This is a genomic window from Rhodococcus sp. AC861 (genome assembly GCF_979256035.1).
In genome coordinates this window covers 88,725-111,037 of the sequence record NZ_CEEDMW010000003.1, presented here as the reverse complement: position 1 = coordinate 111,037, position 22,313 = coordinate 88,725, and the positions used below count along the sequence as shown (strand labels likewise).

The 22,313-nt window shown below is 68.7% G+C and carries 19 protein-coding genes; 5 read left to right on the top strand and 14 right to left on the bottom strand.

Annotation, left to right across the window (positions count from 1 at the left end):
• Window positions 1-13: 13 nt before the first annotated feature.
• The 13 genes from murC to AC0IX4_RS09965 form a co-directional block, all read right to left on the bottom strand.
• Window positions 14-1,489: a UDP-N-acetylmuramate--L-alanine ligase gene (gene murC, locus AC0IX4_RS10025; protein WP_471828874.1), complete on the bottom strand. Its 1,476-nt coding sequence runs from the start codon at window positions 1,487-1,489 to the stop codon at window positions 14-16.
• Window positions 1,486-2,622 (bottom strand): undecaprenyldiphospho-muramoylpentapeptide beta-N-acetylglucosaminyltransferase, encoded by a 1,137-nt coding sequence (murG, locus tag AC0IX4_RS10020; protein ID WP_471828873.1) that lies wholly within the window; start codon window positions 2,620-2,622, stop codon window positions 1,486-1,488. Before murG ends, murC begins: the two co-directional genes overlap by 4 nt.
• Window positions 2,619-4,151 carry a putative lipid II flippase FtsW gene (ftsW, locus tag AC0IX4_RS10015; RefSeq protein ID WP_471828872.1) on the bottom strand — a complete coding sequence of 511 codons (1,533 nt, stop codon included), beginning with the start codon at window positions 4,149-4,151 and terminating at the stop codon, window positions 2,619-2,621. The genes murG and ftsW overlap by 4 nt, the downstream gene beginning before the upstream one ends.
• Entirely contained in the window at window positions 4,148-5,629 is a 1,482-nt protein-coding gene (gene murD / locus AC0IX4_RS10010; RefSeq protein WP_471828871.1) for a UDP-N-acetylmuramoyl-L-alanine--D-glutamate ligase, read from the bottom strand. The genes ftsW and murD overlap by 4 nt, the downstream gene beginning before the upstream one ends.
• Window position 5,630: 1 nt before the next feature.
• A complete protein-coding gene (gene mraY, locus AC0IX4_RS10005) occupies window positions 5,631-6,710 on the bottom strand; it encodes a phospho-N-acetylmuramoyl-pentapeptide-transferase (RefSeq protein ID WP_042575268.1) in 1,080 nt (359 codons plus the stop codon).
• Complete coding sequence (locus tag AC0IX4_RS10000; protein ID WP_471828870.1) at window positions 6,707-8,158, bottom strand: UDP-N-acetylmuramoyl-tripeptide--D-alanyl-D-alanine ligase; 1,452 nt, start codon at window positions 8,156-8,158, stop codon at window positions 6,707-6,709. Before AC0IX4_RS10000 ends, mraY begins: the two co-directional genes overlap by 4 nt.
• Complete coding sequence (locus AC0IX4_RS09995; RefSeq protein WP_471828869.1) at window positions 8,155-9,738, bottom strand: UDP-N-acetylmuramoyl-L-alanyl-D-glutamate--2,6-diaminopimelate ligase; 1,584 nt, start codon at window positions 9,736-9,738, stop codon at window positions 8,155-8,157. Before AC0IX4_RS09995 ends, AC0IX4_RS10000 begins: the two co-directional genes overlap by 4 nt.
• A gap of 206 nt (window positions 9,739-9,944) precedes the next feature.
• A complete protein-coding gene (locus AC0IX4_RS09990) occupies window positions 9,945-11,840 on the bottom strand; it encodes a peptidoglycan D,D-transpeptidase FtsI family protein (RefSeq protein WP_471829290.1) in 1,896 nt (631 codons plus the stop codon).
• 35 nt (window positions 11,841-11,875) lie between these two features.
• On the bottom strand, window positions 11,876-12,667 hold the full coding sequence (gene ftsL, locus AC0IX4_RS09985; RefSeq protein WP_052493294.1) for a cell division protein FtsL: 792 nt from the start codon (window positions 12,665-12,667) through the stop codon (window positions 11,876-11,878).
• Window positions 12,664-13,668 (bottom strand): 16S rRNA (cytosine(1402)-N(4))-methyltransferase RsmH, encoded by a 1,005-nt coding sequence (gene rsmH, locus AC0IX4_RS09980; protein WP_042575280.1) that lies wholly within the window; start codon window positions 13,666-13,668, stop codon window positions 12,664-12,666. The genes ftsL and rsmH overlap by 4 nt, the downstream gene beginning before the upstream one ends.
• Window positions 13,669-13,888: 220 nt before the next feature.
• A complete protein-coding gene (gene mraZ, locus AC0IX4_RS09975; RefSeq protein ID WP_056075822.1) occupies window positions 13,889-14,320 on the bottom strand; it encodes a division/cell wall cluster transcriptional repressor MraZ in 432 nt (143 codons plus the stop codon).
• Between the two features lie 490 nt (window positions 14,321-14,810).
• The gene (locus AC0IX4_RS09970) at window positions 14,811-15,236 is read right to left on the bottom strand and encodes a DUF3040 domain-containing protein (protein WP_042575178.1); all 426 of its coding nucleotides are present in this window, start codon (window positions 15,234-15,236) and stop codon (window positions 14,811-14,813) included.
• 168 nt (window positions 15,237-15,404) lie between these two features.
• Window positions 15,405-15,944: an SAV_6107 family HEPN domain-containing protein gene (locus AC0IX4_RS09965; RefSeq protein WP_471828868.1), complete on the bottom strand. Its 540-nt coding sequence runs from the start codon at window positions 15,942-15,944 to the stop codon at window positions 15,405-15,407.
• A 326-nt stretch (window positions 15,945-16,270) separates the two neighbouring features.
• On the opposite strand from AC0IX4_RS09965, the gene AC0IX4_RS09960 reads away from it, so the two are divergent.
• The 5 genes from AC0IX4_RS09960 to AC0IX4_RS09940 are packed head-to-tail and all read left to right on the top strand — an operon-like array spanning window position 16,271 to window position 21,282.
• Window positions 16,271-16,882: a GNAT family N-acetyltransferase gene (locus AC0IX4_RS09960; RefSeq protein ID WP_471829288.1), complete on the top strand. Its 612-nt coding sequence runs from the start codon at window positions 16,271-16,273 to the stop codon at window positions 16,880-16,882.
• Window positions 16,879-18,495, top strand: a complete 1,617-nt coding sequence (locus tag AC0IX4_RS09955; RefSeq protein ID WP_471828867.1) for a phytoene desaturase family protein — start codon at window positions 16,879-16,881, stop codon at window positions 18,493-18,495. The genes AC0IX4_RS09960 and AC0IX4_RS09955 overlap by 4 nt, the downstream gene beginning before the upstream one ends.
• Window positions 18,492-19,343, top strand: a complete 852-nt coding sequence (locus AC0IX4_RS09950) for a carotenoid biosynthesis protein (RefSeq protein ID WP_471828866.1) — start codon at window positions 18,492-18,494, stop codon at window positions 19,341-19,343. Before AC0IX4_RS09955 ends, AC0IX4_RS09950 begins: the two co-directional genes overlap by 4 nt.
• A 23-nt stretch (window positions 19,344-19,366) precedes the next feature.
• The gene (locus tag AC0IX4_RS09945) at window positions 19,367-20,092 is read left to right on the top strand and encodes an LppM family (lipo)protein (RefSeq protein ID WP_042575181.1); all 726 of its coding nucleotides are present in this window, start codon (window positions 19,367-19,369) and stop codon (window positions 20,090-20,092) included.
• Window positions 20,089-21,282: a glycosyltransferase family 2 protein gene (locus AC0IX4_RS09940; RefSeq protein ID WP_471828865.1), complete on the top strand. Its 1,194-nt coding sequence runs from the start codon at window positions 20,089-20,091 to the stop codon at window positions 21,280-21,282. Before AC0IX4_RS09945 ends, AC0IX4_RS09940 begins: the two co-directional genes overlap by 4 nt.
• Here AC0IX4_RS09940 and AC0IX4_RS09935 read toward each other — a convergent pair.
• Window positions 21,214-22,233, bottom strand: a complete 1,020-nt coding sequence (locus tag AC0IX4_RS09935) for a methylenetetrahydrofolate reductase (RefSeq protein WP_471829286.1) — start codon at window positions 22,231-22,233, stop codon at window positions 21,214-21,216. The two genes, AC0IX4_RS09940 and AC0IX4_RS09935, sit on opposite strands and share 69 nt — an antisense overlap.
• Between the last annotated feature and the right edge of the window lie 80 nt (window positions 22,234-22,313).

The following is a 22,313-nucleotide window of genomic DNA, read 5'->3' as shown; positions in this document are numbered from 1 at the left end:
TCTCTCGACCCGCTCAGCGCCGCGCCGGCGTCGAGCGGAGGGCGTCCAGGATCTGGCTCCCGAGCATCGTCACGTCGCCCGCGCCCATCGTCACCACGATGTCGCCGGAGACGCACAGCCCCGCCACCTGACGAGACGCTGCGGACAGATCCGGTTGGTAGTGAACGGGTTTGGTGACCGACCGGGCGACGGTGGCGCCGCTGATCCCCGGTACCGGATCCTCGCGGGCGCCGTACACGTCGAGGACGACGACCTCGTCCGCGAGATCGAGTGCCGCGGCGAACTGATCCGCGAACGTCGCGGTGCGGGAGTACAGATGCGGCTGGAACACGACGATCACGCGGCCCGGCGTCGCCGTATCGGCGGTGCGGACCAGATCGGCGGCAGCACCGAGAACGGCACGAACCTCCGTCGGGTGGTGGGCGTAGTCGTCGAACACCCGGACGCCGCGTTCGCGTCCCTGCAGCTGGAAGCGTCGGTGAACGCCCGCGAATCCGGCGAGACCCTCGACGATCTCGTCGACACCGGCGCCCGTCTCGCGAGCTGCGACGACAGCCGCCATCGCGTTGAGGGCCATGTGCCGCCCGGGGACACCGAGACGGACCGTGCGCGCCCGCTCCTCCCCCGCCAAGCGGAACTGCACGACACCGCCCGTGTCCTCCGGGGACCACCCCAGCAGCTCGGCCGCCGTCTCGACGCCCTCGATACCGGCGTCGTCCGAGCCGTACCCCAGGACGCGGACACCCTCGGGCGCACGCTGGGCGACGCGGCGGGCGAGTTCACGCGATCCGGGATCGTCCGTGCACACCACCAGGGCGCCGCCGGGAGACAATCGCGCCGCGAAGTCGTCGAAGACCTGCACGTACGCGTCCTCGCTACCGAAGTAGTCGAGATGATCCGCCTCCACGTTGGTCACGACGATCAGATCGGGGTCGTACTGCAGGAGTGACCCATCGCTCTCGTCCGCCTCGGCCACGAAGACCTCGCCGGTGCCGTGGTGCGAGTTGGTGCCGGCCTCGTTGAGTTCGCCGCCGACGGCGAACGACGGGTCCGCTCCACAGTGCTGCAGAGCGACGACGAGCATCGACGTCGTCGAGGTCTTCCCGTGCGTGCCCGAGACGAGCACGGTGCGGAATCCGCGCATCAAGGACGCGAGCACAGCAGGCCTGAGCAGAACGGGCACGCCGCGATCCGCCGCCTCGACTAGTTCCGGGTTGGTCTTGGGGATGGCGGCATGCGTGGTGACGAGTGCTGTGGGGCCGCCGTCGAGCATGTCGAGAGCCGACGCGTCGTGACCGATGCGGATCAGCGCACCGCGAGCGCGCAGAGCCTTGACGCCGCGGCTCTCCTTCGCATCGGAACCGGACACCTGACCCCCGCGGGACAGCAGGATGCGGGCGATCCCGGACATTCCCGCTCCGCCGATGCCCACCATGTGGACGCGCTGCAGTTCGGGAGGAAGGGTCGGATCGACCGAGGAGGTACTCATCGGTCGCCTCCGCCCCGTGCGATGTCCAGGACGATGCGCGCGACGTGTGCCGCCGCGCCGCGATGCCCCGCACCGGCGGCAGCCGCGCTCATCGATCCCAACCGTGCGGGATCGGTCAGCAATGCCACCACATCGGACGACACGAAGTCCGGTGTGAGATCGGCGTCGGCGATCACGACGCCGCCCCCGGCCGCGACGACCGGGCCCGCGTTGAGCTCTTGTTCCCCGTTGCCATGAGGCAAGGGTACGTAGAAGGCGGGCAGACCGACTGCCGAGACCTCCGCGACGGTCATGGCGCCCGAGCGGCACACGACGGCGTCCGCCGCGGCGTACGCCAGATCCATCCGCGTCAGGTACGGGACGGCCACGTACGGCGCAGGTGTCACCGAGCCGTCGTCCGACGGTGTAGGCAGGTCGAGCGTGTTCTTCGGTCCGTGTGCATGCAGCACGGACACACCTGCCGCGCGCAGAGCGGCCGCGGCTCCGGACACCGCGACGTTCAGCGATCGCGCGCCCTGGGATCCGCCGAACACCAGAAGAACGGGGCCGTCCTGGGGAAGACCGAAATGCTCGCGGGCCTCCGCGCGCAGGCCGGCGCGGTCGAGATCGGTGATCGTGGGCCGGACCGGGATGCCGACGACCTCCGCATCGCTGCGCCCACGCCCATGGATTCCCGACCCGTCGACGGCGGCCAGGACGCGCGTCGCGAGACGCGCTCCGACCTTGTTGGCGATACCGGCGCGCGCATTGGCCTCGTGCACGACGATCGGCACCGAGCCTCGCGCGGCGAGATAGGCCGGAAGCGCGACGTACCCACCGAACCCGACCACGACATCCGCGTCGACCTCGCGCAAGACCTTGCGTGTCTCGCGCACCGAGCGCACGACTTTCGCGGGCAGACCCAGCAATGCGCCGGTCAGCTTGCGCGGCAACGGAACCGGCGGGATCAGCGCGAGCGGGTAACCGCGTGCGGGAACGAGAGTGGTCTCGAGTCCACGCTCGGTACCCAGGGCCGTCACCCGCACCGACGGGTCCAGCTCCCGCAGGGCATCCGCCACCGCGAGAGCTGGTTCGATGTGTCCGGCCGTGCCGCCGCCGGCGACGACGACGGACACGCCGGAAGAACTTGTCACCGGTCGTATCTCCGTTCTCGGGGTGGGGTGCGGCGAGGACTCTGCCGGCCTCGCTCCGCCCTCGGGTCCTGATGTGGTGCGCCGCGCCGCGGCTGCTGGTGCTCGGCGCGTCCCGACATCCGTTGTGGCGCTGCGCGACGCGCGTCCTGCGGGGGAATCGCCCGGCGACGCGGCGGCGCGGCGACAGCGCCCCGCCCGCGAGCCTGCGACGACCGGGCCGGCGAATACACCTCTGGCACCGGCAGTCTCAGCAACCGCCCGAACCTTCCGTCGCGACCGGATGCCAGGGCCGCCACCGCTTCGGGTTCGTGCCGAGAGATGTTCGCGAGAAGTCCGAGCACCAGAAGTGTGATGGCCGTGGACGTTCCACCTGCCGACACCAGGGGCAACTGGAGGCCGGTGACGGGAAGCAGTCCGACGACGTAGCCGATGTTGATCGCGGCCTGCGCCAGGATCCACACGGTGAAGGTCGCGACGAGGATCTTCATGAACGGATCGGGAACCCGTGCGGCGATACGCAAGCCCGTGAAGACCAGGATGCCGAAAAGTCCGATGACGGCGACGCAGCCCACCAGACCGAGTTCCTCACCGATGATGGCGAAGATGAAGTCGTTGTGCGCGTTGGGAAGGTAGCTCCACTTGGCCCGACTCTGACCGAGGCCGAGTCCGAACATCCCGCCGTCCGCGAGCGAGTAGAGAGCCTGACGCGACTGGTAGCCGATGCCCTGGGGATCACTGCCAGGGTTCAGCCAGTTCTGGATGCGAGCCGATCGGTATCCGGCGGTCATGGCGAGGGTGGCGGCGGCGAGGAAGAGCCCACCGACGACGGAGCCGAACACCTTGACCGGCAGGCCGGCGAACCACAGCAGCGCCATCAGGATGATGCCGAGCGCAACCGTGGTTCCGAGGTCCGGTTGCAGCACGATGAGTCCGAACACGACCATCGCGGCAGGAACCAGCGGAATCAGAAGTTCCTTGAGCCCCGCTCGTTCGGCTCTTCTCGATGCGAGCAGGTGCGCACCCCACACCGCGAACGTCACCTTGGCGATCTCGGACGGCTGCAGGCCGACCCCGCCGATGGTGAACCACCCGCGAGTTCCCTGGGCGACCGTGCCGATACCGGGGATGAGCACCAGGACCAACATCACGATCGAGATCACGAACAGCGGCAGTGACAGCTTGCGCACCAGGCGGATCGGGACCCGCAGCGCGAACACGAACATCACGAGCCCGACCACGGTGAAGATCGCCTGGCGCGTGAACATCGTGTACGCCGATCCGTCCTCGGCGTACGCCTCGACGGACGACGCGGAGAGCACCATGACCAGTCCGAGCGTGGTGAGCAGCGCGGCAACGGTGATGATCAGGTGGAACGAGGCGAGAGGACGATCGATCCACGTCTCGAACTTCGCTCGAACCGGGCGACGACCGGTCGTCCGCTCGGGACGTGTCGCGCCGAGAGGTCCGGGCGCGATGGGACCACCCGCGCGCGACGGTGGTGTCGTGGCGGTGCCGCGAGCCTGCGTCATGCCGGTCGACCCCCGAGGTCGCTCTCGGTGAGAGCGAGCGCGGCCGCCGCGAAGCTGTCCCCGCGGTGCCCGTAGTCGCGGAACTGGTCGAAGGAGGCGGTGGACGGAGCCAGCAGCACGGTCGTGCCGGACTCGGCTCGGCCAGCGGCCGCACGGACCGCCTTCGTCATCACTTCGTCACCGTCAGTCACATCAGTCGCATCGGCCACTTCAGCATCGTCTCCCGGCGGCACCCGAACGACGGGCACATCCGGGGCGTGTCGCGCGAGTGCTGACGCGATCCGGTCCCCGTCCTGGCCGAACACCACGGCGGCGACCAGTCGGGACCGGATCTCCGAGATCAGATCGTCTACCTCGGCGCCCTTGAGCATCCCGCCCGCGAGCCACACGACGCGATCGTGCGCCAGGATCGACGACCGGGCCGCGTGCGGATTGGTGGCCTTCGAATCGTCGACGAATCGCACGCCGGCCAGCGTTCGCACCGTGGCGGCACGGTGCGGACCGACGCGGAAGGCTCGCAGGCCGGCGTCGACCGCAGCCGGAGAGACACCGATCGCTCGAGTCAGAGCCGACGCGGCCAACGCGTCCTGCAACCCGGCGGGACCGGACGGCTCGATGATCGAGATGTCCACCAGCGAGACGCAGTCACCGAACGCACGATCGACGATCGCGCCGTCGATCACCCCGACATCGCCGGCGTCCGGCTCACCGGCCGTGAAACCGACCGTCGTCTCCGCGGTCGAACGATCGCGCAGAGACGCCGCTACCGCGTCGTCGAGACCGACCACGGCGATGTCTCCACGCAGCGCCTGCAGCTTCGCCTGGACGTAGGCGTCCATACCGCCGTGCCAGTCGAGGTGATCCTCGGCGATGTTGAGCACCACGCCGGCCGCAGGCTGCACCGACGGCGCCCAGAAGAGTTGGAACGACGACAGTTCGACCGCGAGCACATCCGCGCGTGGTTCGCGGCGGAGCGCGTCCATCACCGGGACGCCGATGTTCCCGCACGCGGCGGACGGAAGGTTGGCGGCCTCGAGGACCGACTCCACCATCGACGTGGTGGTCGTCTTGCCGTTGGTGCCGGTCACCACCAACCATTGCCGAGCCGGTCCGTAGACCTCGGCGCGATCGATCCGCCACGAGAACTCGATGTCGCCCCAGACCGGCACGCCGACGGTCAGCGCAGTGGTGAGCAGCGGCGAGTCGGGCCGGAAGCCGGGGCTGGTGACGACCAGGGCGTACTCGGCGACGGCGTCGCGATCCGTCGCCACGGAATCCATGTGCACCGTGTCCACACCGAGCGCGGCACACGTCTCCAACGACGACACGTCGGAATCGGTGACCGTGACCAGGGCGCCCACGTCGTGCAGGGCCGGAACGACCGCTCGACCGGACACCCGGCCGCCGGCGACGAGCACGCGTCGCCCCTGCAGGTCGAGCGGAGATCCGAGCGGGGCGCGAGGTTCCTCCGTGACCACGTCAGTCACCGATCGCCGAGAGGTATTCGCTGTAGAAGAGCGCCAGGCCCACCGCGGACGAGATGGCCGCCAGCAACCAGAACCGGATGATGACCGTCGTCTCGGCCCACCCTCCGAGTTCGAAGTGGTGGTGGAACGGGGCCATCCGGAACACCCGTCGACGGCTCGACCGGAACACCGCCACCTGGATGACGACGGACGCGGCCTCGGCCACGAACAGCGCGCCGATGACGACCATCAGCAACTCGGTGCGCGTCACGATCGACAGCCCGGCCAGCAGACCGCCGAGTGCCAGCGACCCGGTGTCCCCCATGAAGATCTTCGCGGGGGCGGCGTTCCACCAGAGGAATCCGATGCACGCTCCGGCCGCGGCCGCACAGATCAGGGCCAGGTCGAGCGGATCGCGCACGTCGTAGCAACCGGGGCCCGGCTCGGTGGTGCACGACTGGCGGTACTGCCAGAACGTGATGACCGTGTACGCGCCGAGCACCAGGGTCATCGATCCTGCTGCGAGGCCGTCGAGGCCGTCCGTCAGGTTGACGGCGTTGGACCAGGCGCTGACCAGCAGGTAGCAGAACAGGATGAAGACGACTCCGCCCATGGACACCGTCGCGATGTCACGCACGTAGCTCAGCTGGACGCTGCCCGGCGTCAGACCGCCCGCGCCGTTGAACTGCAAGGCCAGCACACCGAAGATGACGGCCGCGATCAGCTGGCCCACCAGCTTCGCCGTCTTGTTCAGCCCCAGGTTGCGCTGCTTGCGGATCTTGATGAAGTCGTCGAGGAACCCGACCACGCCCAGAACCGTCGTCAAGCCGAGGACCAGGAGCGCGGAGACGGACGGGCCGTCCGCGTCGTACCCGACGCCGATGAGGTGCGACCCCCAGTAGCCTGCCCACAGACCGGCGAGGATCGCCACACCGCCCATGGTGGGCGTGCCCCGCTTCGACTGGTGGCTCGCCGGCCCCTCGACGCGGATCTCCTGGCCGAATCCTTGCTTGGAGAACGCCTTGATCAGGACGGGTGTCAGCAGGATGGCGACCGCGAGCGCGATCCCTCCCGCGAACAGAATCTGTCTCACCGAGTCTCCCCCTGCTCGTCGAGCAACGCTTCCGCGACGGTCCACAGGCCGATCGACCGGGACGCCTTCACCAACACCAGATCGCCCGGGAGAATCTCTTCCCGCAGCAGCTCGATCGCCGCGGCCGGATCGTCGACGAGGTAGGCCTCGTCGCCCCAGGACCCTTCCATCACCGCCCCCTGATACATCCCGTGGGAGGGTCGGCCGGTCCCGACGACGATGATCTTGCTGACGGCCAGTCGGACGGCGAGCCGGCCGATGCGATCGTGCTCGATGACGGAATCGTCGCCCAACTCCCCCATCTCTCCCAGCACGGCCCACGACCGCCGACCACCGTCTCGGCCACTGCGCGCCATGGTGACCAGAGCCTTCAGCGCAGCGCGGACGGAGTCGGGATTGGCGTTGTACGAGTCGTTGACGACGGTGACTCCGTCGGCCCGGGTACGGACATCCATCCGCCGTGCGGACGCGGCCTCGGCACCGGACAGCGCCGCGGCGATCGTCTCGACGTCCATGCCGCACTCGAGTCCCACCGCGGCGGCCGCGAGCGCGTTCCCCACCTGATGTTCCCCGTGCACCAGCAGGGACACCGGCGCCGATCCCGACGGCGTGACCATCGTGAAGGACGCGCGAGCGGTGTCGTCGAGAACGATGTCCCGCGCATGGACGTCGGCACCCTCGTTCTGGCCGTACGTCACCACCCGTGCCGTCGTCTTCGACGCCATCGCCGCGACCAGAGGGTCGTCCAGGTTCAGGACGGCGACGCCACCGGCTTCGTCGGCCGGAAGTGCTTGCACCAGTTCGGCTTTCGCTTCGGCGATGATCTCACGCGAGCCGAATTCACCCAGATGTGCCGTGCCGACGTTCAGCTCGACGCCGATACGGGGCGGCGCGATCGCGGCGAGCTCCGCGATGTGCCCCCGGCCGCGCGCGGACAGTTCGAGAACGAGGAACTTCGTCGACGCGTCGGCACGCAGCGCGGTCCACGGATGGCCCAGCTCGTTGTTGAACGATCCAGGAGGAGCGACCACCGATCCTGCGCGCTCGAGTACCGCGCGGATCAGGTCCTTCGTCGAGGTCTTGCCCGACGAACCGGTCACCCCCACGACCGTGAGTCCGCCGGCCACCAGGTCGGCGACGGACGCTCGCGCGAGCGTCGCCAAGGCCGCGAGAACGGCCGGTCCCGGACCGTCGGCGTGCTCGACCACGATGGCCGGCACTCCGACCGGACGCCCCGCGAGGACCGCGACGGCTCCGGCTGCGATCGCTCCGGCCGCGTGCTCGTGTCCGTCCACGCGCTCCCCCGGCAATGCGAGGAACAGCCCACCCGGGGTGATCGTGCGGGAGTCGAACTCGACTCCCGCCGTCACCTCGGCGGTGGGATCGGGTACGTCGTGCAGCGTTCCGCCCACGATCTCCGCGATGGCGGCCAAGGACAGTCGGATCACATCGAGCCTCTCAGTCGTTCTATGGCCTCGGCTAGCACCAGTCGATCGTCGAACGGGTGCTTGGTTCCGCCCACGTCCTGGCCCACCTCGTGACCCTTGCCGGCCACGAGCACCACGTCACCGGGGCGTGCCCACCGAACAGCGGCATCGATCGCGTCGTCACGCGGGGAGATCTCGCGGACCTCTCCGCTCCGATCGCCGGGCACCTCGTCGGCCCCGCGCCGGATGGCGGTGCGGATGGCGGCGGGATCCTCGGAGCGGGGATTGTCGTCCGTGATGATCACCAGGTCGGCGGCAGTTGCCGCGGACCTGCCCATGATCGGTCGCTTCTCCGCATCACGATCGCCGCCCGCGCCGACGACCACGGCGATCCGGCCGTCCGTCGAGGCCCGCAACGTGGAGAGGACTGCATCCAGGGCGGCCGGCTTGTGTGCATAGTCGACGACGGCGAGGAACGACTGACCGCGCTCGACCCGCTGCATCCGTCCCGGCACGTCGACAGTGGCCATCGCGTCGAACGCGGTCGCGGGATCGACACCCACCTCGGCGCAGACGGCCGCGGCGAGTACGGCATTGGCGACGTTGTACCGGCCGGGGATGCGCAAGCGCGCGGACAGCACCTCGTCTCCGTGGGACACCTCGAAAGTCTGCGTTCCGTCCGATCCGGGAGCCCACGCGCCGACCGTCCACGACCCCGCGGCGCCGCTCCCGTCCGTCGAGACCGTCACGGGTGCGGCGGTCGCGGACGCGATGTCCGCCATCCGCCGGCCCCACTGATCGTCGATACACACGACCGCCCGCGCCGCGCGGACCGCTGAGTCCGGGGCAAACAGTCGAGCCTTCGCCGCGAAGTAGTCCTCGAAGGTGTGGTGGAAGTCGAGATGATCCTGCGACAGGTTGGTGAACGCGCCCACCGCGAAGCTCGTGCCGTCGACACGTCCCAACGACAACGCGTGCGACGACACCTCCATGACCACGGTGTCCACACCCTGCTCGTACATCGCGGCGAACATCGCGTGCAGATTCGGAGCCTCGGGCGTCGTCAACGCGGACGGAACGGGCTCGGTGCCGATGCGGGTCTCGATGGTTCCGATCAATCCGGGAGTGCGCCCGCCGGCCCGTAGCGCAGCCTCCACCAGATAGGAGGTGGTGGTCTTGCCCGAGGTGCCGGTGATCCCGATGACCGTCATCTTCGACGACGGCGAATCGTAGACGGCCGCCGACAGTGCGCCGAGAACGTCGCGGGGACGTGGGTGCACGAGGACGGCGACTCCGTCGGGCACGCCGTCGGTACTCATCAGAGCCAGACCCTCGTCGTCCGTCACGACAGCGACTGCACCGCGGGAGAGGGCGTCGGCGGCGAAGGTGGCCCCGTGCGAGCGCGCACCCGGCAGGGCCGCGAACACGTCTCCGGCCACGATGTTCTGCGCACGGAGCTCGATGCCCGTCACCCGCACGTCGTCCGACGACTCCTCGAGCGCGCCTCCGCGGAGGATGCCCCGGCGAAGACCTACGGCGCGTGCCAGATCGCTCGCCGACGTGACCGGAGGCCGCTGCGGGCGGAGGGACGTGCTGGGCACTTCGATGACGCTCCTCGTGTGGATCGGGACCCGGTGTCCGGTCGGGCAGGAAATTCGGACATGCGGCTGTGACACGGTCGAGTAGACGACGGACATGCCGACAGCCGACGCATCAGATTACCGGCGAGCCGACCCCGCGGCGGACGTGCCGTCGGCAAGCGGGTGTCGCGGCAGGTGAGCGCCGTGTCGCCGCGCTGTTGCGCGGCCTACTGGTCGGCCTGGAGAACCAGCCGTCGTCCCTCTGCGGACAGCGGAACCGCATCTCGCTGGAGCATCCAGGACGCGATCGTGTGGAAGAGCGGTGCAGCGGACTGTCCGCCCGAACCGTCGGAACTCCGGGTCGGCGCGTCGAGCATGATGCCTATCACGTAGCGAGGGTTGTCGGCCGGAGCGATACCGGCGAAGGTGATCCAGTAGCTCGAGTTGGAGTAGCACTTGCACTCCGGATCCACCTGCTGCGCGGTACCGGTCTTACCGCTGACCTGGTATCCCTCGATACCTGCCGCGACACCCGTGCCGCGTTGGTTGCCGGTGTCGCTCTGGGTGACGGCGCGGAACATGTCACGCACGGTCTTCGCCGTCTCCGGGCTGACCACCTGGACGCCGTCGGGCCGCGGCTCCTCGGTGCGCTGCCCGTCGGTTCCCACGGTCGCCGAGACGATGCGCGGCGGGATGCGGAGTCCGTCGTTGGCGATGGCCTGGTACATCCCGGTCATCTGCAGGAGGGTCATGGACAGACCCTGGCCGATGGGGAGGTTGGCGAACGTTCCGCCCGACCACTGGTCGCGGGCCGGAACGCTGCCGGCACTCTCGCCGGGAAGGCCGACGTCGGTGCGCCGGCCCAGACCGAACTTGTCCAGCATGTCGGCGTACCGATCCTCGCCGACACGTTGCGCGAGCATCAGGGTTCCGACGTTGGACGACTTACCGAAGACGCCGGTGGTCGTGTACGGCGCGACCCCGTGATCCCACGCGTCCTTGACGGTGGCGCCGGACATCGTGATGCTGCCCGGTACCTGCAGCACCTCGTCCGGGTTCGTCAGTCCTTCGTCGACGGCTGCTGCGGCGGTGATGATCTTGTTGACCGAGCCCGGTTCGAACGGGCTCGACACGGACAGATTGCCCATCTGGGCGGACGCGGAGTTGTTGCCGACGCCGATCGACGGATCGAACGTGCCGTCGTTGGCCATCGCCAGGACCTGCCCGGTGTGGGAGTCGAGAACGACGGCGGACGCGTTCTTCGCTCCGGAGAGGTCCTTGGCCTGCTGGACCTGCTGCTGCACGTAGTACTGGATGTCGCTGTCCAGCGTCAGCTCGACTGTCGACCCGTCGATGGCCGGCTGCTGGTCGCGCCAACTGCCGGGGATGACGGCGCCGTCGCTCCCTCGGTCGTAGGTGCGGGAACCGTCGGTTCCGGCCAGGACCGGATCCATCGAGTCCTCGAGACCGAGCAGGCCGTGTCCGTCCCATCCGGTCGCGCCGACGATGTTCGCGGCCAGGGCGCCACCCGGGTATTCGCGGATGTCCTGCCGTTCGAGGCCTACCTCGGGGAACTTCTCGGTGATCTCCGCGGCAACGGCGGGATCGATGCTGCGCACCAGATACTCGAAGGACGCGGAGCTGGTCATCTTCGAGATCAGATCGGACTCGGAGACCAGATCACCGAGGATGCCGTGGACACCTGCCGCGATCTCGCGGATCCGGACGTCCGGATCGGGAGCCGTGTCGTCCTTCGCGCGAGCCTCTTCGAGCTGCACGCGGACGCGCTGGGGCTGGAACGTCAGCGCCTTCGCCTCCATCGTGAAGGAGATGGGATTGCCCTGACGGTCGGTGATCGACCCGCGCACCGCCGGGTCCACGACCGTCGTCGTCCGCTGGCTGGCCGACTGCGCCGACAACGTGGGTGCGTCGATGCCCTGGATCCACAGCAGCTGCAACGTGGCGACACCGAGCACCGCGAACATCGCGAAGCGTCCGTAGCGGAACCTGAAGTCGAACGTCTCGCTCTTCTTCGGCCCACGACGACGAGGAGGACCCGGGGGGCGCGGTCCGCCCGACCCGGGATCGCTGCGTCGACGCGGATCGTGCTGTGGGGAACGCATTCCGCGATCAGCGGGGCGATACGGTTGCCGCGTCGTCACCGGGCGCCTCCTGCGATGGGGACCTGCTGCTCGCCGTTGGCGGGCGCAGGTGTCGGAACGGGTTGCGCCGCAGTCGTCGTCGCTGCGGGCGGGGGCGTGGTGGTCGTCGGCGTGCTCGTGGCCGGGGGCGTGCTGGTGGCCGGGGTCGACGACGGAGTCGGAGTCGCCGACGCGGACGTGCCGCGAGTGACCGGTGTCAGCGCTTCCCCACCGGTCGCAGCGGGGGCACCCGGGCGGGACGCCATCGGCACACCCGGACCGCTCGGGGTCGCCGACGCGAAGTCGGGAGCGGGAGGACCCGATGCCGGCGCCGGGGTTCCGATCACCTGGACCATCCCGTCGGGCTGGACGACCAGTCGGGGAACGTCTTTCGTCGGGATCATGCCCTGCGCCGTCGCACGACGAGCCAGCTCCGGTGCCGACTGCGCGATTTCCAGATCGCGCTGCAGTGCCGCTGCCTGTTCGGTCAGCGACTGGTTCTCCGCGCGCCCGGCACTGAGCAGATACGAGTCCTCGGCCGCCCGCGTACTGAGCAGAAGGGTCGAGGCCAACCCGATCGCGAGCAGCCCCATGATCGTGGCCACGAACGGCACCCGTCCGGCGAGGGATCGCTGCGTCCGAGCAGCGCGCGGATCCGACTCGTGGGACATCGCACGCTGTCGGCGCTTGTCGTACGCGCGTCGTGCCGCGCCGGTGCGAGCCGGTGGGCGGGGTGTACGAACGGTCTCGAGCGAAGAGCCGACGTCGCGGCGACCGCCCGTTCCGGGTGTATCCACCGGAACACTCATGACGACCTCCTGGAAATGCGTTCGGCTGCACGGAGTCTCACCGGTGCAGCACGGGGGTTGTCGTCGATCTCGTCTTGCGGGGCCTTCTCGGCCCCGCGGGTGAGTACGCGGAATTCCGGTCCGCTGCCGGGCAGCTCCATCGGCAGACCGTCCGGGGTGGTCGACCGAGTGAGCGGCGTCAGTTCCTGCTTGACGACGCGGTCCTCGAGCGACTGGTAGGACATGAAGACGATGCGGCCGCCGATCACCAGCGACTCGAGTGCCGGCGTGATGGCGTCGCGAAGCGAGTCCAGCTCTTCGTTGACGGCGACCCGGAGTGCCTGGAACGTCCTCTTGGCCGGGTGTCCCCCGGTACGGCGGGTGGCGGCGGGAATGCTGGCGTAAAGGAGTTCCACCAGTGGGCCACTGGTGACGAACGGCTCGGTCTCGCGGCGGCGCACGATGGCCGAGGCGATCCTGCCGGCGAACCGCTCTTCGCCGTACGTGCTGAGGATGCGGGCGATCTCACCGTGTGTCGCGGTGTTGAGGATGTCCGCGGCGGTCCGGCCGGTGGTGGGATCCATCCGCATGTCGAGCGGGGCATCGACGGAGTAGGCGAATCCGCGCTCGGCCGAGTCGAGCTGCATGGACGACACTCCGAGGTCGAACAGGATCCCGTCGACACTGTCCTTCGCTGCGAGGCCGGCGGTGTCCAGGGCGTCCTCGATGCCGTCGTACGTGGTGGCGATCAGAGTGACGCGGTCACCGAATCGTGAGAGACGCTCCGCTGCCATGGCCAGTGCATCGGGATCGCGATCGAGACCGATCAGGCGAAGGCGCGGGTACGTGTCGAGGAAATGTTCGGCATGTCCGCCGAGTCCGAGAGTGGCGTCGATGTAGACGGGATCTCGATCGGTGTCGACGGCTGCACCGAACGCGGGACCGAGAAGTTCGTCGGCGCGGTGCAGTCGGACCGGTACGTGAGAGAAGCGGGAAGCGGATCGGGGTTCGTCCTCCGCCATCGTGGTGATCTCCCGCCTGGTTCGCATGTCGTGCTGTGTGACTGTGCCGGAGGTGGCGGGGAGTGCGTCGAGGTCTCTGTCCGACAGTGGAACCTGGCGTTGGGGAAGTACGTCAGGGTCCGACCGGTACTTGGCGTTGGGGAAGTACGTCAAGGCCCGGTTTCGGGCAGAGGCCACGCGGCACTCGCCGCCGGCCCGAAATCTGTTACGACATACGGGTTTACAACATTCCCATCAATGATTCATCGACAGCTTGCGAGAAATCTTCTTCATGCTCCTGCGAGTACCGCTCCCATGCCGCGGCATCCCAGAGTTCGAGGTGATCCATCGAGCCGATGACGACGCAGTCCTTGGACAGCTTCGCGTACTCGCGATGCGAGGACCCGATGGTGATGCGACCCTGCGTGTCCGGCCGCTGCTCGTCGGTTCCGGCCGCCAGGTTGCGGATGTACGCGCGAGCCTGGGGGTTGGAACGAGAAGCCTTCGACAGCTTCTCCACCCGCTCCGCGAATACGTCACGGGGATAGATGGCCAAGCTGTAGTCCTGCCCTTTGCTCACCATCACTCCTCCCGCCAGGTCTTCGCGAAACTTCGCCGGCAGCGTCAGCCGGTACTTGTCGTCGAGTCTGGGCGTGTAGGTACCGAGAAACACTCGGCACCTCCTGCTCGGACCCGCATCGTGCATGTCGCGGGGCGTTCCTGATCTCCGCTGTCCACCACATTACCCCACTTTCCCCCACATTCAATCGATGTGGAGCATCGAATTAGTGAGGGATCACGAAAGATGCAGGTGACAGCGGTGGGGGGTGGTGGGAGAAATTATTTCGCCCGGACAGTGGCCGCGGCAGGCCCACGGCAACAGATGGCCGAGTGGGGCTCACCGCAACGAATAAGGCCAGGTGAGAGGGGGCCCTGTAATCGGTGGTGTCCGCGATCAGCGATTGGTGAGTTGCTGTGGGGCGCGGTGGGGATTCGCGGGATCGCGGAGCCGATCGTGGGGCGAGGTGGGGCGCGAGTTGCCCGAGACCGCTATGCGACGCCACCGGACCCACACAGACGACAACAGCGCGGCACCCCGTCGGGGGTGCCGCGCTGTGGCGGTCGATGCGGACCAGGATCCGCGCGCGTCGGTTCTGTGCGCGCTACTCCTGGTCGAAACGGCGTTTGAAGCGGTCTTCCATACGTGAGGAGAAGCCCCGGCGGGGGCCGCGGCGCGGCGCGGATCCCGGACGACGTGTCTCCCCTGGCGACGCGGTGTCGGCGCCGCCGGATCGATCGGACTGTGACGTGGCGGGCTTGCGCAACAGGAGAAGCACGCCCGACCCGAACATGAACACGAAGCCGACGAGGCTGATGATCGGGAATCCACCGGGCTTGATCGGGAGAGCCACACCTGCGATGAGCAGAATGAGGCCGATCACGAACAGGGCGACGGCCTGGAAACGACGCCGCGTGGACGCGGCCCGAATCCGTCCGCCGCGCACGGTAGACGCGAACTTGGGGTCCTCGGCATAGAGAGCGCTCTCGATTTGATCGAGCATGCGCTGCTCGTGCTCGGAGAGTGGCACGGTACCTCCCCCGGCACTGGATGATGGCTCTCGCTTCTTTGCCAGAAGCGAGAGGTAGCCGATCGGTCCCGGCTACCTGTTGACGATGATACGAGCAGAATCGGCGGCGTACCACCTACCTGCACCACCAGTATGCGAGAAAAATCGCCGCCGTGGTGGCGACCGGCCCTAGGCGGGCACCGCGACGTCGTCGGAACGGACGTTCACGCGGTCTTCCACACGGTGCAGAAAGCGCCCGACCTGCAGGAAGAACTCGTCGGCCTCCGCCTCGTCGAGACGGTCCGCGGATCCGGCCTCGATGGAGGCGCGGAGCGCGGAGTACGCGGAGAAGTACGCAGCCCACTCGGTGAAGTCCGGAGCAGCCACCTGCATGCGCACCCACGCGCTGCGTGACGCGCCGCGCTTGGGGACCGGATCGACCGCGTCGAGCAACGCGCCCGCGCCGCGCAGAGCCGCTACGTAGGACTCCAGGAAACGGTCCGCCGCCGACGGCGCACCGGCAGCATCCCCCAGGATGGCGTCGGCACGACGGAGCAGCATCCGAGCCCGCGCATAGGGACGCGGTGCCGACGTCTTCGCACGGATGGACACGACAGTGGAGCGCTCCGCACTACCGCCGACCGGGGCGCGGTGTGCCGCGTCTGCCTCTGCCGGACCGCGCGCCGCAGAACCGCGAACCGTCGAGCTGTGGACTGTCGGGTTTGCCATCATTGCCGGACCTCCCTGTCTGACCCATCCCTCGTGTCGGTGTTCTCTCCGTACAACACCGCGGACCCTTCGAACAGTCCGCCGAGCGGCCCGAACGAGGGCGATGTAAGCATGGAGGTCGGACATCGTTGCAGAATCGACCTGCCGGAACCGTTCGGCGCCGAGGCACGATCCATTCGAACGCGTGTTCGATGGATTCACCATAGCGCGGGCCACCGACAGGAAGCCAGGGATCGAGGCGAGGAATCGAGGTGAACACCGTGTCGGACGCCGCCGAACAGGTCTCGGACCACGGTCCGGTGCTGATCGAGCTGTCTCCACAGGAGATGCGGCGACGGCTCACCGAGGCGCTCTCGGTCTACGTCGCGGCGATGGGCTATCCACGCGGCACCGAACTCCACCGTGCGCCGATGTGGGCGGAACACATCCTGCGTCCCGGCTGGCACGCCGTCGGCGCGCTGGCACCGGAGGGAGACGAAGGTCACCGCCCGCTCGTCGCCATCGCGTACTGCTACCGAGGCGCACCCCACCAGTGGTGGCACCAACAGGTTCGTGACGGAATGCGGCGAGCCGGGTGGTCACACGAGCGCTCCGAAGCGATGCTGGCCGACTACGTGGAACTCACCGAACTCCACGTCTCTCCGGAGGCGCAGGGGCACCGTCTGGGAGAACGCCTCCTGCTCGCGCTGCTCGACGGACGCCGAGAGAGCGCGGTGCTGCTTTCGACACCCGAAGTGGCGGGCGAGGACAACCGAGCATGGAGGCTCTACCGCAGAATGGGTTTCGTCGACGTCGTGCGACGTTTCCACTTCGCCGGTGATTCCCGACCCTTCGCCGTCCTCGGCCGCGAATTACCTCTGACAGAACGCGGCCTACCGTCGACAGAGGGAACCGCGTCACCGTTCACCACCACCACAGAAATGAGGCCGATCACGTGATCGATGCCGCCGTCATCGGATCCGGCCACAACGCACTGGTCTCCGCCGCCTACCTCACCGACGCAGGATGGTCGGTACGGGTGCTCGAACGCGACACCGTCGTCGGTGGGGCCGCCTCCACGGTGGAGCGCTTCCCCGGCCACAAGGTGGACCGCGGATCGTCCGCCCACATCATGATCCGGCAGACCGGCATCATCGAGGAACTCCGCCTCGGCGACCACGGCCTTCGCTATCTCGACTGCGATCCGTGGGCTTTCGCTCCCCCGCCCCCCGGAACGGATCAGCCCGGAATCGTCTTCTCCGTCGATCTCGACGCGACGTGCGCGTCGATCGAAGCCGCGTGTGGCCGCAAGGATGCGGATGCCTACCGGGCGTTCGTCGCGCTGTGGGGTCCCCGCAGCGCGCGGGTGATGAAGTCCTTCGGCAGTCCCCCGACCGGTCGTGCCCTGCTGTCGTCGTTCTGGGGAATGGACGCGAGTGATGGCGCGGCGGCTCTGTCGCGCGAGTTCCTCGCCTCGGGAGATTCCCTGTTGAACCGGTGGTTCGACAGCGAGCGGCTCAAGGCGGCTCTCGCATGGTTCGGCGCGCAGTCCGGTCCCCCGATGTCCGAGCCGGGAACCGCGCCCATGGTCGCGTTCAACGCGCTCATGCACACCACTCCGCCGGGCCGGGCGGTCGGCGGTAGCGGGGCACTGAGCGTGGCCCTCCAGACGAAGATCGAGGCGGACGGCGGAACGGTGTCACTCGGCGACGCCGTGACGTCGGTGACGCGACACGGTGACGGGTGGGCCGTCCGCACCGCCGGCGGCGAGGAGGTTCGCGCCCGGACCGTCATCGCCGGGTGTCACATCCTGACCACGCTCGACCTTCTCGACGCGGGTGGATTCGACACCGCCACGACCGAATCCTGGCGTCGACAGATCGACGTCGGCCCCGGCATCGGCATGGTCGTGCGTGCGTCGACGTCCGAGCTCCCGCAGTACCCGGGCGCTCCCAGCCTCGAATCGTCCACGCGGGGACTGCAACTGCTGGTACACGACCGAGCACAGCTACGTCGTGCGCACGGTGCCGCATCTGCCGGAGACCTACCCCCGGCGCCCGTCGTGCTCGCCATGAGCTTCAGCGCGGTCGATCCGTCGATCGCCAAGCCGGGCGAGCATCAGGTGTCGCTGTGGTCGCAGTGGCATCCGTACACGCTCGCCGACGGACGGACCTGGCGAGGCGGCAGCCCGGACGTCGCCGAGCTCGAAGGCGACCGGATCGTCGCCGAGGTCGACAAGTACGCCCCCGGTTTCGCGGACAGCATCCTCGAGCGCCATACCCAGTCACCGTGGGACCTCGAGCAGGAACTCGGGCTCATCGGCGGCAACGTCATGCACGTGGAGATGTCGCTGCACCAGATGATGATGTGGCGACCCATGCCCGCGCTCGCCGGGATGACCGTTCCGGGAGCGCCGTCCTTCTTCCTCACCGGAGCCTCCATGCATCCCGGCGGCGGGGTGTCCGGATCGAGTGGGCGCAGCGCGGCACGACTGGCGATGGCCGAGCGTGCGGGCAGCCCCCTTCGCCGCGCCGTGTCGCGGGTCGGGTCGGCGCTGCCTTCGCGCCGATGACCCGGCCGTCCGCCCGGAACGCGGCGCCCACGCCGGTGGCACTCGCGTTCGCACTGGCGGCGGTGCTCGCACAGATCAGCTACCCGCTCGTCTCGGGCGGCACCAAGGACGCGGTGACGTTCTGCGTGGTCGCGCTGCTCGCCGCAGCGTGCATCACGCATGCTGCGTCGGCGCGCGGTGTCGGCTGGGCGACGGCCATGGTCGTCGTCACCGCCGGCATCGGGCTGACGGCCGAGATCATCGGGACCCGGACGGGCATGCCGTTCGGCTGTTACGCCTACGCGCAGGATCGGATCGGACCGTCGATCGCGCATGTGCCGGTGGTCGTTCCGTTCGCCTGGACCGCCGGGCTGTACCCCGTCTGGTGCGCGGCACGGGTCGTGACCGGGAAACTTCACGCCCCCGTGCTCCCCCGCATCGCGCTGACCACCGTGGGCGTCGTCGGATGGGACCTGTATCTCGACCCGCAGATGGTGGCGGACGGCCAGTGGGCATGGTGCAGCACCTTCGCGGCTCTACCCGGGCTGCCCGGCATCCCGTGGACCAACTACGTCGGCTGGCTGCTCGTCGCGACGCTCATGGCCTGCGCCATGGAACTGCTGGGACGCGTCGGACGATCGAGAATCCGAGACGTCTCGTACGTCGTCCCGTGGGGGCTGTTCGTCTGGACATGGCTGGGATCGTCACTGGCGCATGCGGTCTTCCTGCCGAACCTCGGATGGTCGGCGCTGTACGGCCTCGTCGCCATGGGTGTCGTGGGCGTTCCGTTCCTGTTCGCCGTCACCGCCCGGCGGCGCGGTCTCGTCCGTGTCGACACGACGCGCGCGCTCGACAGACCCGTTCACTGACATCGGCAGGGCACCCTGGCACGATGACCGCTGTGTCCCAGCCCGCTGCCGTGTCCTCCACCAGACGCCTCCGCCCGTCGCGTCGAGTTCTGTCCGTCCTCGTCCTCGCGCTGATGACGGTCCCCCTGCTGGCGGGCTGCCTGCGCGCGCAGGTGTCGATGGGAGTGTCGTCCAACGACCGGGTGTCCGGTCGCATCGTGGCGGCGACCGTGCCCACCGCCGACGGTGACACGGGCCCCGGGCTGGAAGTACCGCAGTCCCTCGGAAGCAAGATCCGCGTGCAGTCGTACAACTCCGACGGCTACGTGGGCAGCGAGGCGCTGTTCAACGACCTGACGTTCGGAGACGTGCAGCAACTTGCCGCGTTGTCCGAGCAGTCGGTCGGCCTGTTCCAGCTCTCCCTGGTCCGTTCCGGGGATCTGGTGACGCTGTCCGGACAGGTGGATCTGTCCAACATTCCCGCACAGGGCAGCGACGTGCAGTTCACCATCGCGTTCCCTGCGCGGGTCGCCACCACGAACGGTGCACGGGAAGGCGACAACGTCGTGTCCTGGAAGTTGCCCGCCGGCGAGCGGAGCACGCTACGGGCGGAGGTTCGCTACTCGGATCCGAACACCCGCAGCTTCGCAGGCTGGGCCGGAATCGTCTTCGGTGTGACCGTCGGCGTCGCCGCGATCGTGGGCGGCATGGCGTACGTCGCTCGTGGGGCCTCCCGGCCCGGGCGTCGTCAGCCGGCCGACAGGACGTGACGATCGGCCGTTGCTCCATGGCCTCGGTCGGTCGCCGGACGGTGATCGCGGGAACGCTCACCTCCGTCGCTGCCGCGGCGGTGGCGTCGGCGAATGCCCTCTCCGCGCCCGTCGTCCGCCCACGGGATGCCGATGCGGTACGCGACGGAGAGCGGATCACCGTCTGCATCCCGGCCCGCGACGAAGCGGCGCAGCTGCCGCATCTTCTGCGCGACCTGATGGCCCAGCGGACCCGCTCACAGCTGACCGTGTTGATCCTCGACGACGAGTCGTCGGACGATACCGCCGAGGCTGCTCTGGCCGTCGTCGGTGACGACCCGCGCTTCGACGTGCTGCACGGACGCACCAGGGCGGGCCTCGACGACGCCGGGATGGGCAAGTCCCTCGCGTGCATCGACCTGGGGACCCGCGCCCTGGCCACGACGGACCCCACCGTCGTCGTGTTCCTCGACGCGGACGTCCGCCTGCACCCCGACGCCCTGGACGCCGCCGCCGCGTCGATGCGTGATCTCGGCGCGGCCTTCCTCAGTCCGTGGCCCGGCGAGGTCGCCGTCACCGCGGTCGAGCGTCTCGTCCAACCCCTGCTGTCGTGGTCGTGGTCCGTCACGTTGCTGGTGCGCGCCGCGAACAGCGGGCGGCGCCCGTCGATGGGCGTCGCCAACGGACAGTTCCTCGTCGTCGACGCCGCGGCCTACCGCGATGTCGGGGGTCACGCATGCACACGGTTCGCGGTCGCGGACGACCTCGCGTTGGTGCGGCATGTTCGACGACACGGTTTCTCGACCGCGGTGGCGTACGGCGGACGGGTCGCGAGCTGCCGGATGTACACGGACGCCGCCCAGGTTCGTGCCGGCCACGCGAAATGGTTGTGGTCCCAGTTCGGCGGTGCTGCAGGCACTCTCGCGGTATCGGCGGTCGCTACCGCGATCTGGGTCATACCGCCGGCAGCACTGGTCGTCGGTGGACCGATGCGCCGGTGGGGCGCCGTCGGCTACGCGGCCGGAGTGGTGTCGCGACTGGCCGCGAGACGAGCCGAGGGCAGTGGCGACACGTTCGCGCGGGACGTCGTCACCTCGGCACTGCACCCGCTGTCGATCGCTGCGGGCACGGCGTTGCTCGCCTCATCGGACCGGGGTCGCCGCCAGGGAACCCTCGTATGGAAGTCCCGAGTTCTCGACACTCGGCGCTGACGGAACACCGGTCCCACCCGAGGACTCCGGAACGGGCCTGGCCAAGCCGAGGTTCTCGACGACCTCGGTGGTGGCCTTGGCAAAGTTCAACGTGATGAAGTGCAGACCCGGCGCGCCCTCGGAGATCAGGCGCTCCCCCATCTCCGTGGCCAGTTCGATGCCGACGGCCCGAACGGCGGCGCGGTCCTCCTCGCTGCCCGTACCCGCGGCGGCGGTGAGGCGCTTCTCCACGGCGGGTGGAACCGAGGACCCGGAGAGCTCCATGGCTCGGCGGATGGTCCGCAGCGACGTGATGGGCATGATCTCGGGGATGATGGGCTTGAGTCCCTGCTCGGGATCGAAGGCCTCGACGCGGTCCCGCAGCCGCAAGTAGTCCTCGACGTCGAAGAACATCTGGGTGATCGAGTACTCCGCACCGGCGCGCAGCTTCGCCACCAGGTGCTTCGTGTCGTGGTCCAGGTCGGGAGCTCGGTGATGGCCCTCCGGGAACGACGCGACGCCGACATGGAAGTCGCCCAACTCGCAGACCAGTCGAACGAGTTCCTCCGCGTATTCGACGCCCTCGGGATGCTTCTCCCACGGTCCGAGCGGATCACCGGGTGGATCACCGCGGAGAACGAGGATGTTGGAGATACCGCGATCGGCGTAGGCACCGACCATCGACCGCAACTCCGTGCGACTGTGCGACACCGCCGTCAGATGAGCCACGGGCAGAAGTGTCGTCAGTTCCGCGAGCTCGCCGGTGACGCGCACGGTCCGGTCGCGGGTGGATCCGCCGGCCCCGTACGTCATGGACACGAAGGCCGGATGCATCTGCTCGAAGGATCGAACGGTCCGCCACAGGCGGTCCTCCGCTGCCTCGTCGCGCGGCGGCGAGAACTCGACGGAGAACGGAACGCTCCCGTGCGCGGCCGAATTCAACCGATCCACCACCGAGGGTGTGCGGCTCACGCGCGCAGTGCGCAGCTCGTCTGTCACACACACATCATAGATTCATCCGACGGGGCCTCTTCCCCGCCGGCCGCGGCGCA

Coding starts and splice junctions, on each gene's coding strand:
- murC (WP_471828874.1), bottom strand. CDS start 1,489: ATGAGTACCTCCTCGGTCGATCCGACCCTTCCTCCCGAACTGCAGCGC.
- ftsW (WP_471828872.1), bottom strand. CDS start 4,151: ATGACGCAGGCTCGCGGCACCGCCACGACACCACCGTCGCGCGCGGGT.
- AC0IX4_RS09990 (WP_471829290.1), bottom strand. CDS start 11,840: ATGCGTTCCCCACAGCACGATCCGCGTCGACGCAGCGATCCCGGGTCG.
- ftsL (WP_052493294.1), bottom strand. CDS start 12,667: ATGAGTGTTCCGGTGGATACACCCGGAACGGGCGGTCGCCGCGACGTC.
- rsmH (WP_042575280.1), bottom strand. CDS start 13,668: ATGGCGGAGGACGAACCCCGATCCGCTTCCCGCTTCTCTCACGTACCG.
- AC0IX4_RS09965 (WP_471828868.1), bottom strand. CDS start 15,944: ATGGCAAACCCGACAGTCCACAGCTCGACGGTTCGCGGTTCTGCGGCG.
- AC0IX4_RS09960 (WP_471829288.1), top strand. CDS start 16,271: ATGCGGCGACGGCTCACCGAGGCGCTCTCGGTCTACGTCGCGGCGATG.
- AC0IX4_RS09950 (WP_471828866.1), top strand. CDS start 18,492: ATGACCCGGCCGTCCGCCCGGAACGCGGCGCCCACGCCGGTGGCACTC.
- AC0IX4_RS09945 (WP_042575181.1), top strand. CDS start 19,367: ATGACCGCTGTGTCCCAGCCCGCTGCCGTGTCCTCCACCAGACGCCTC.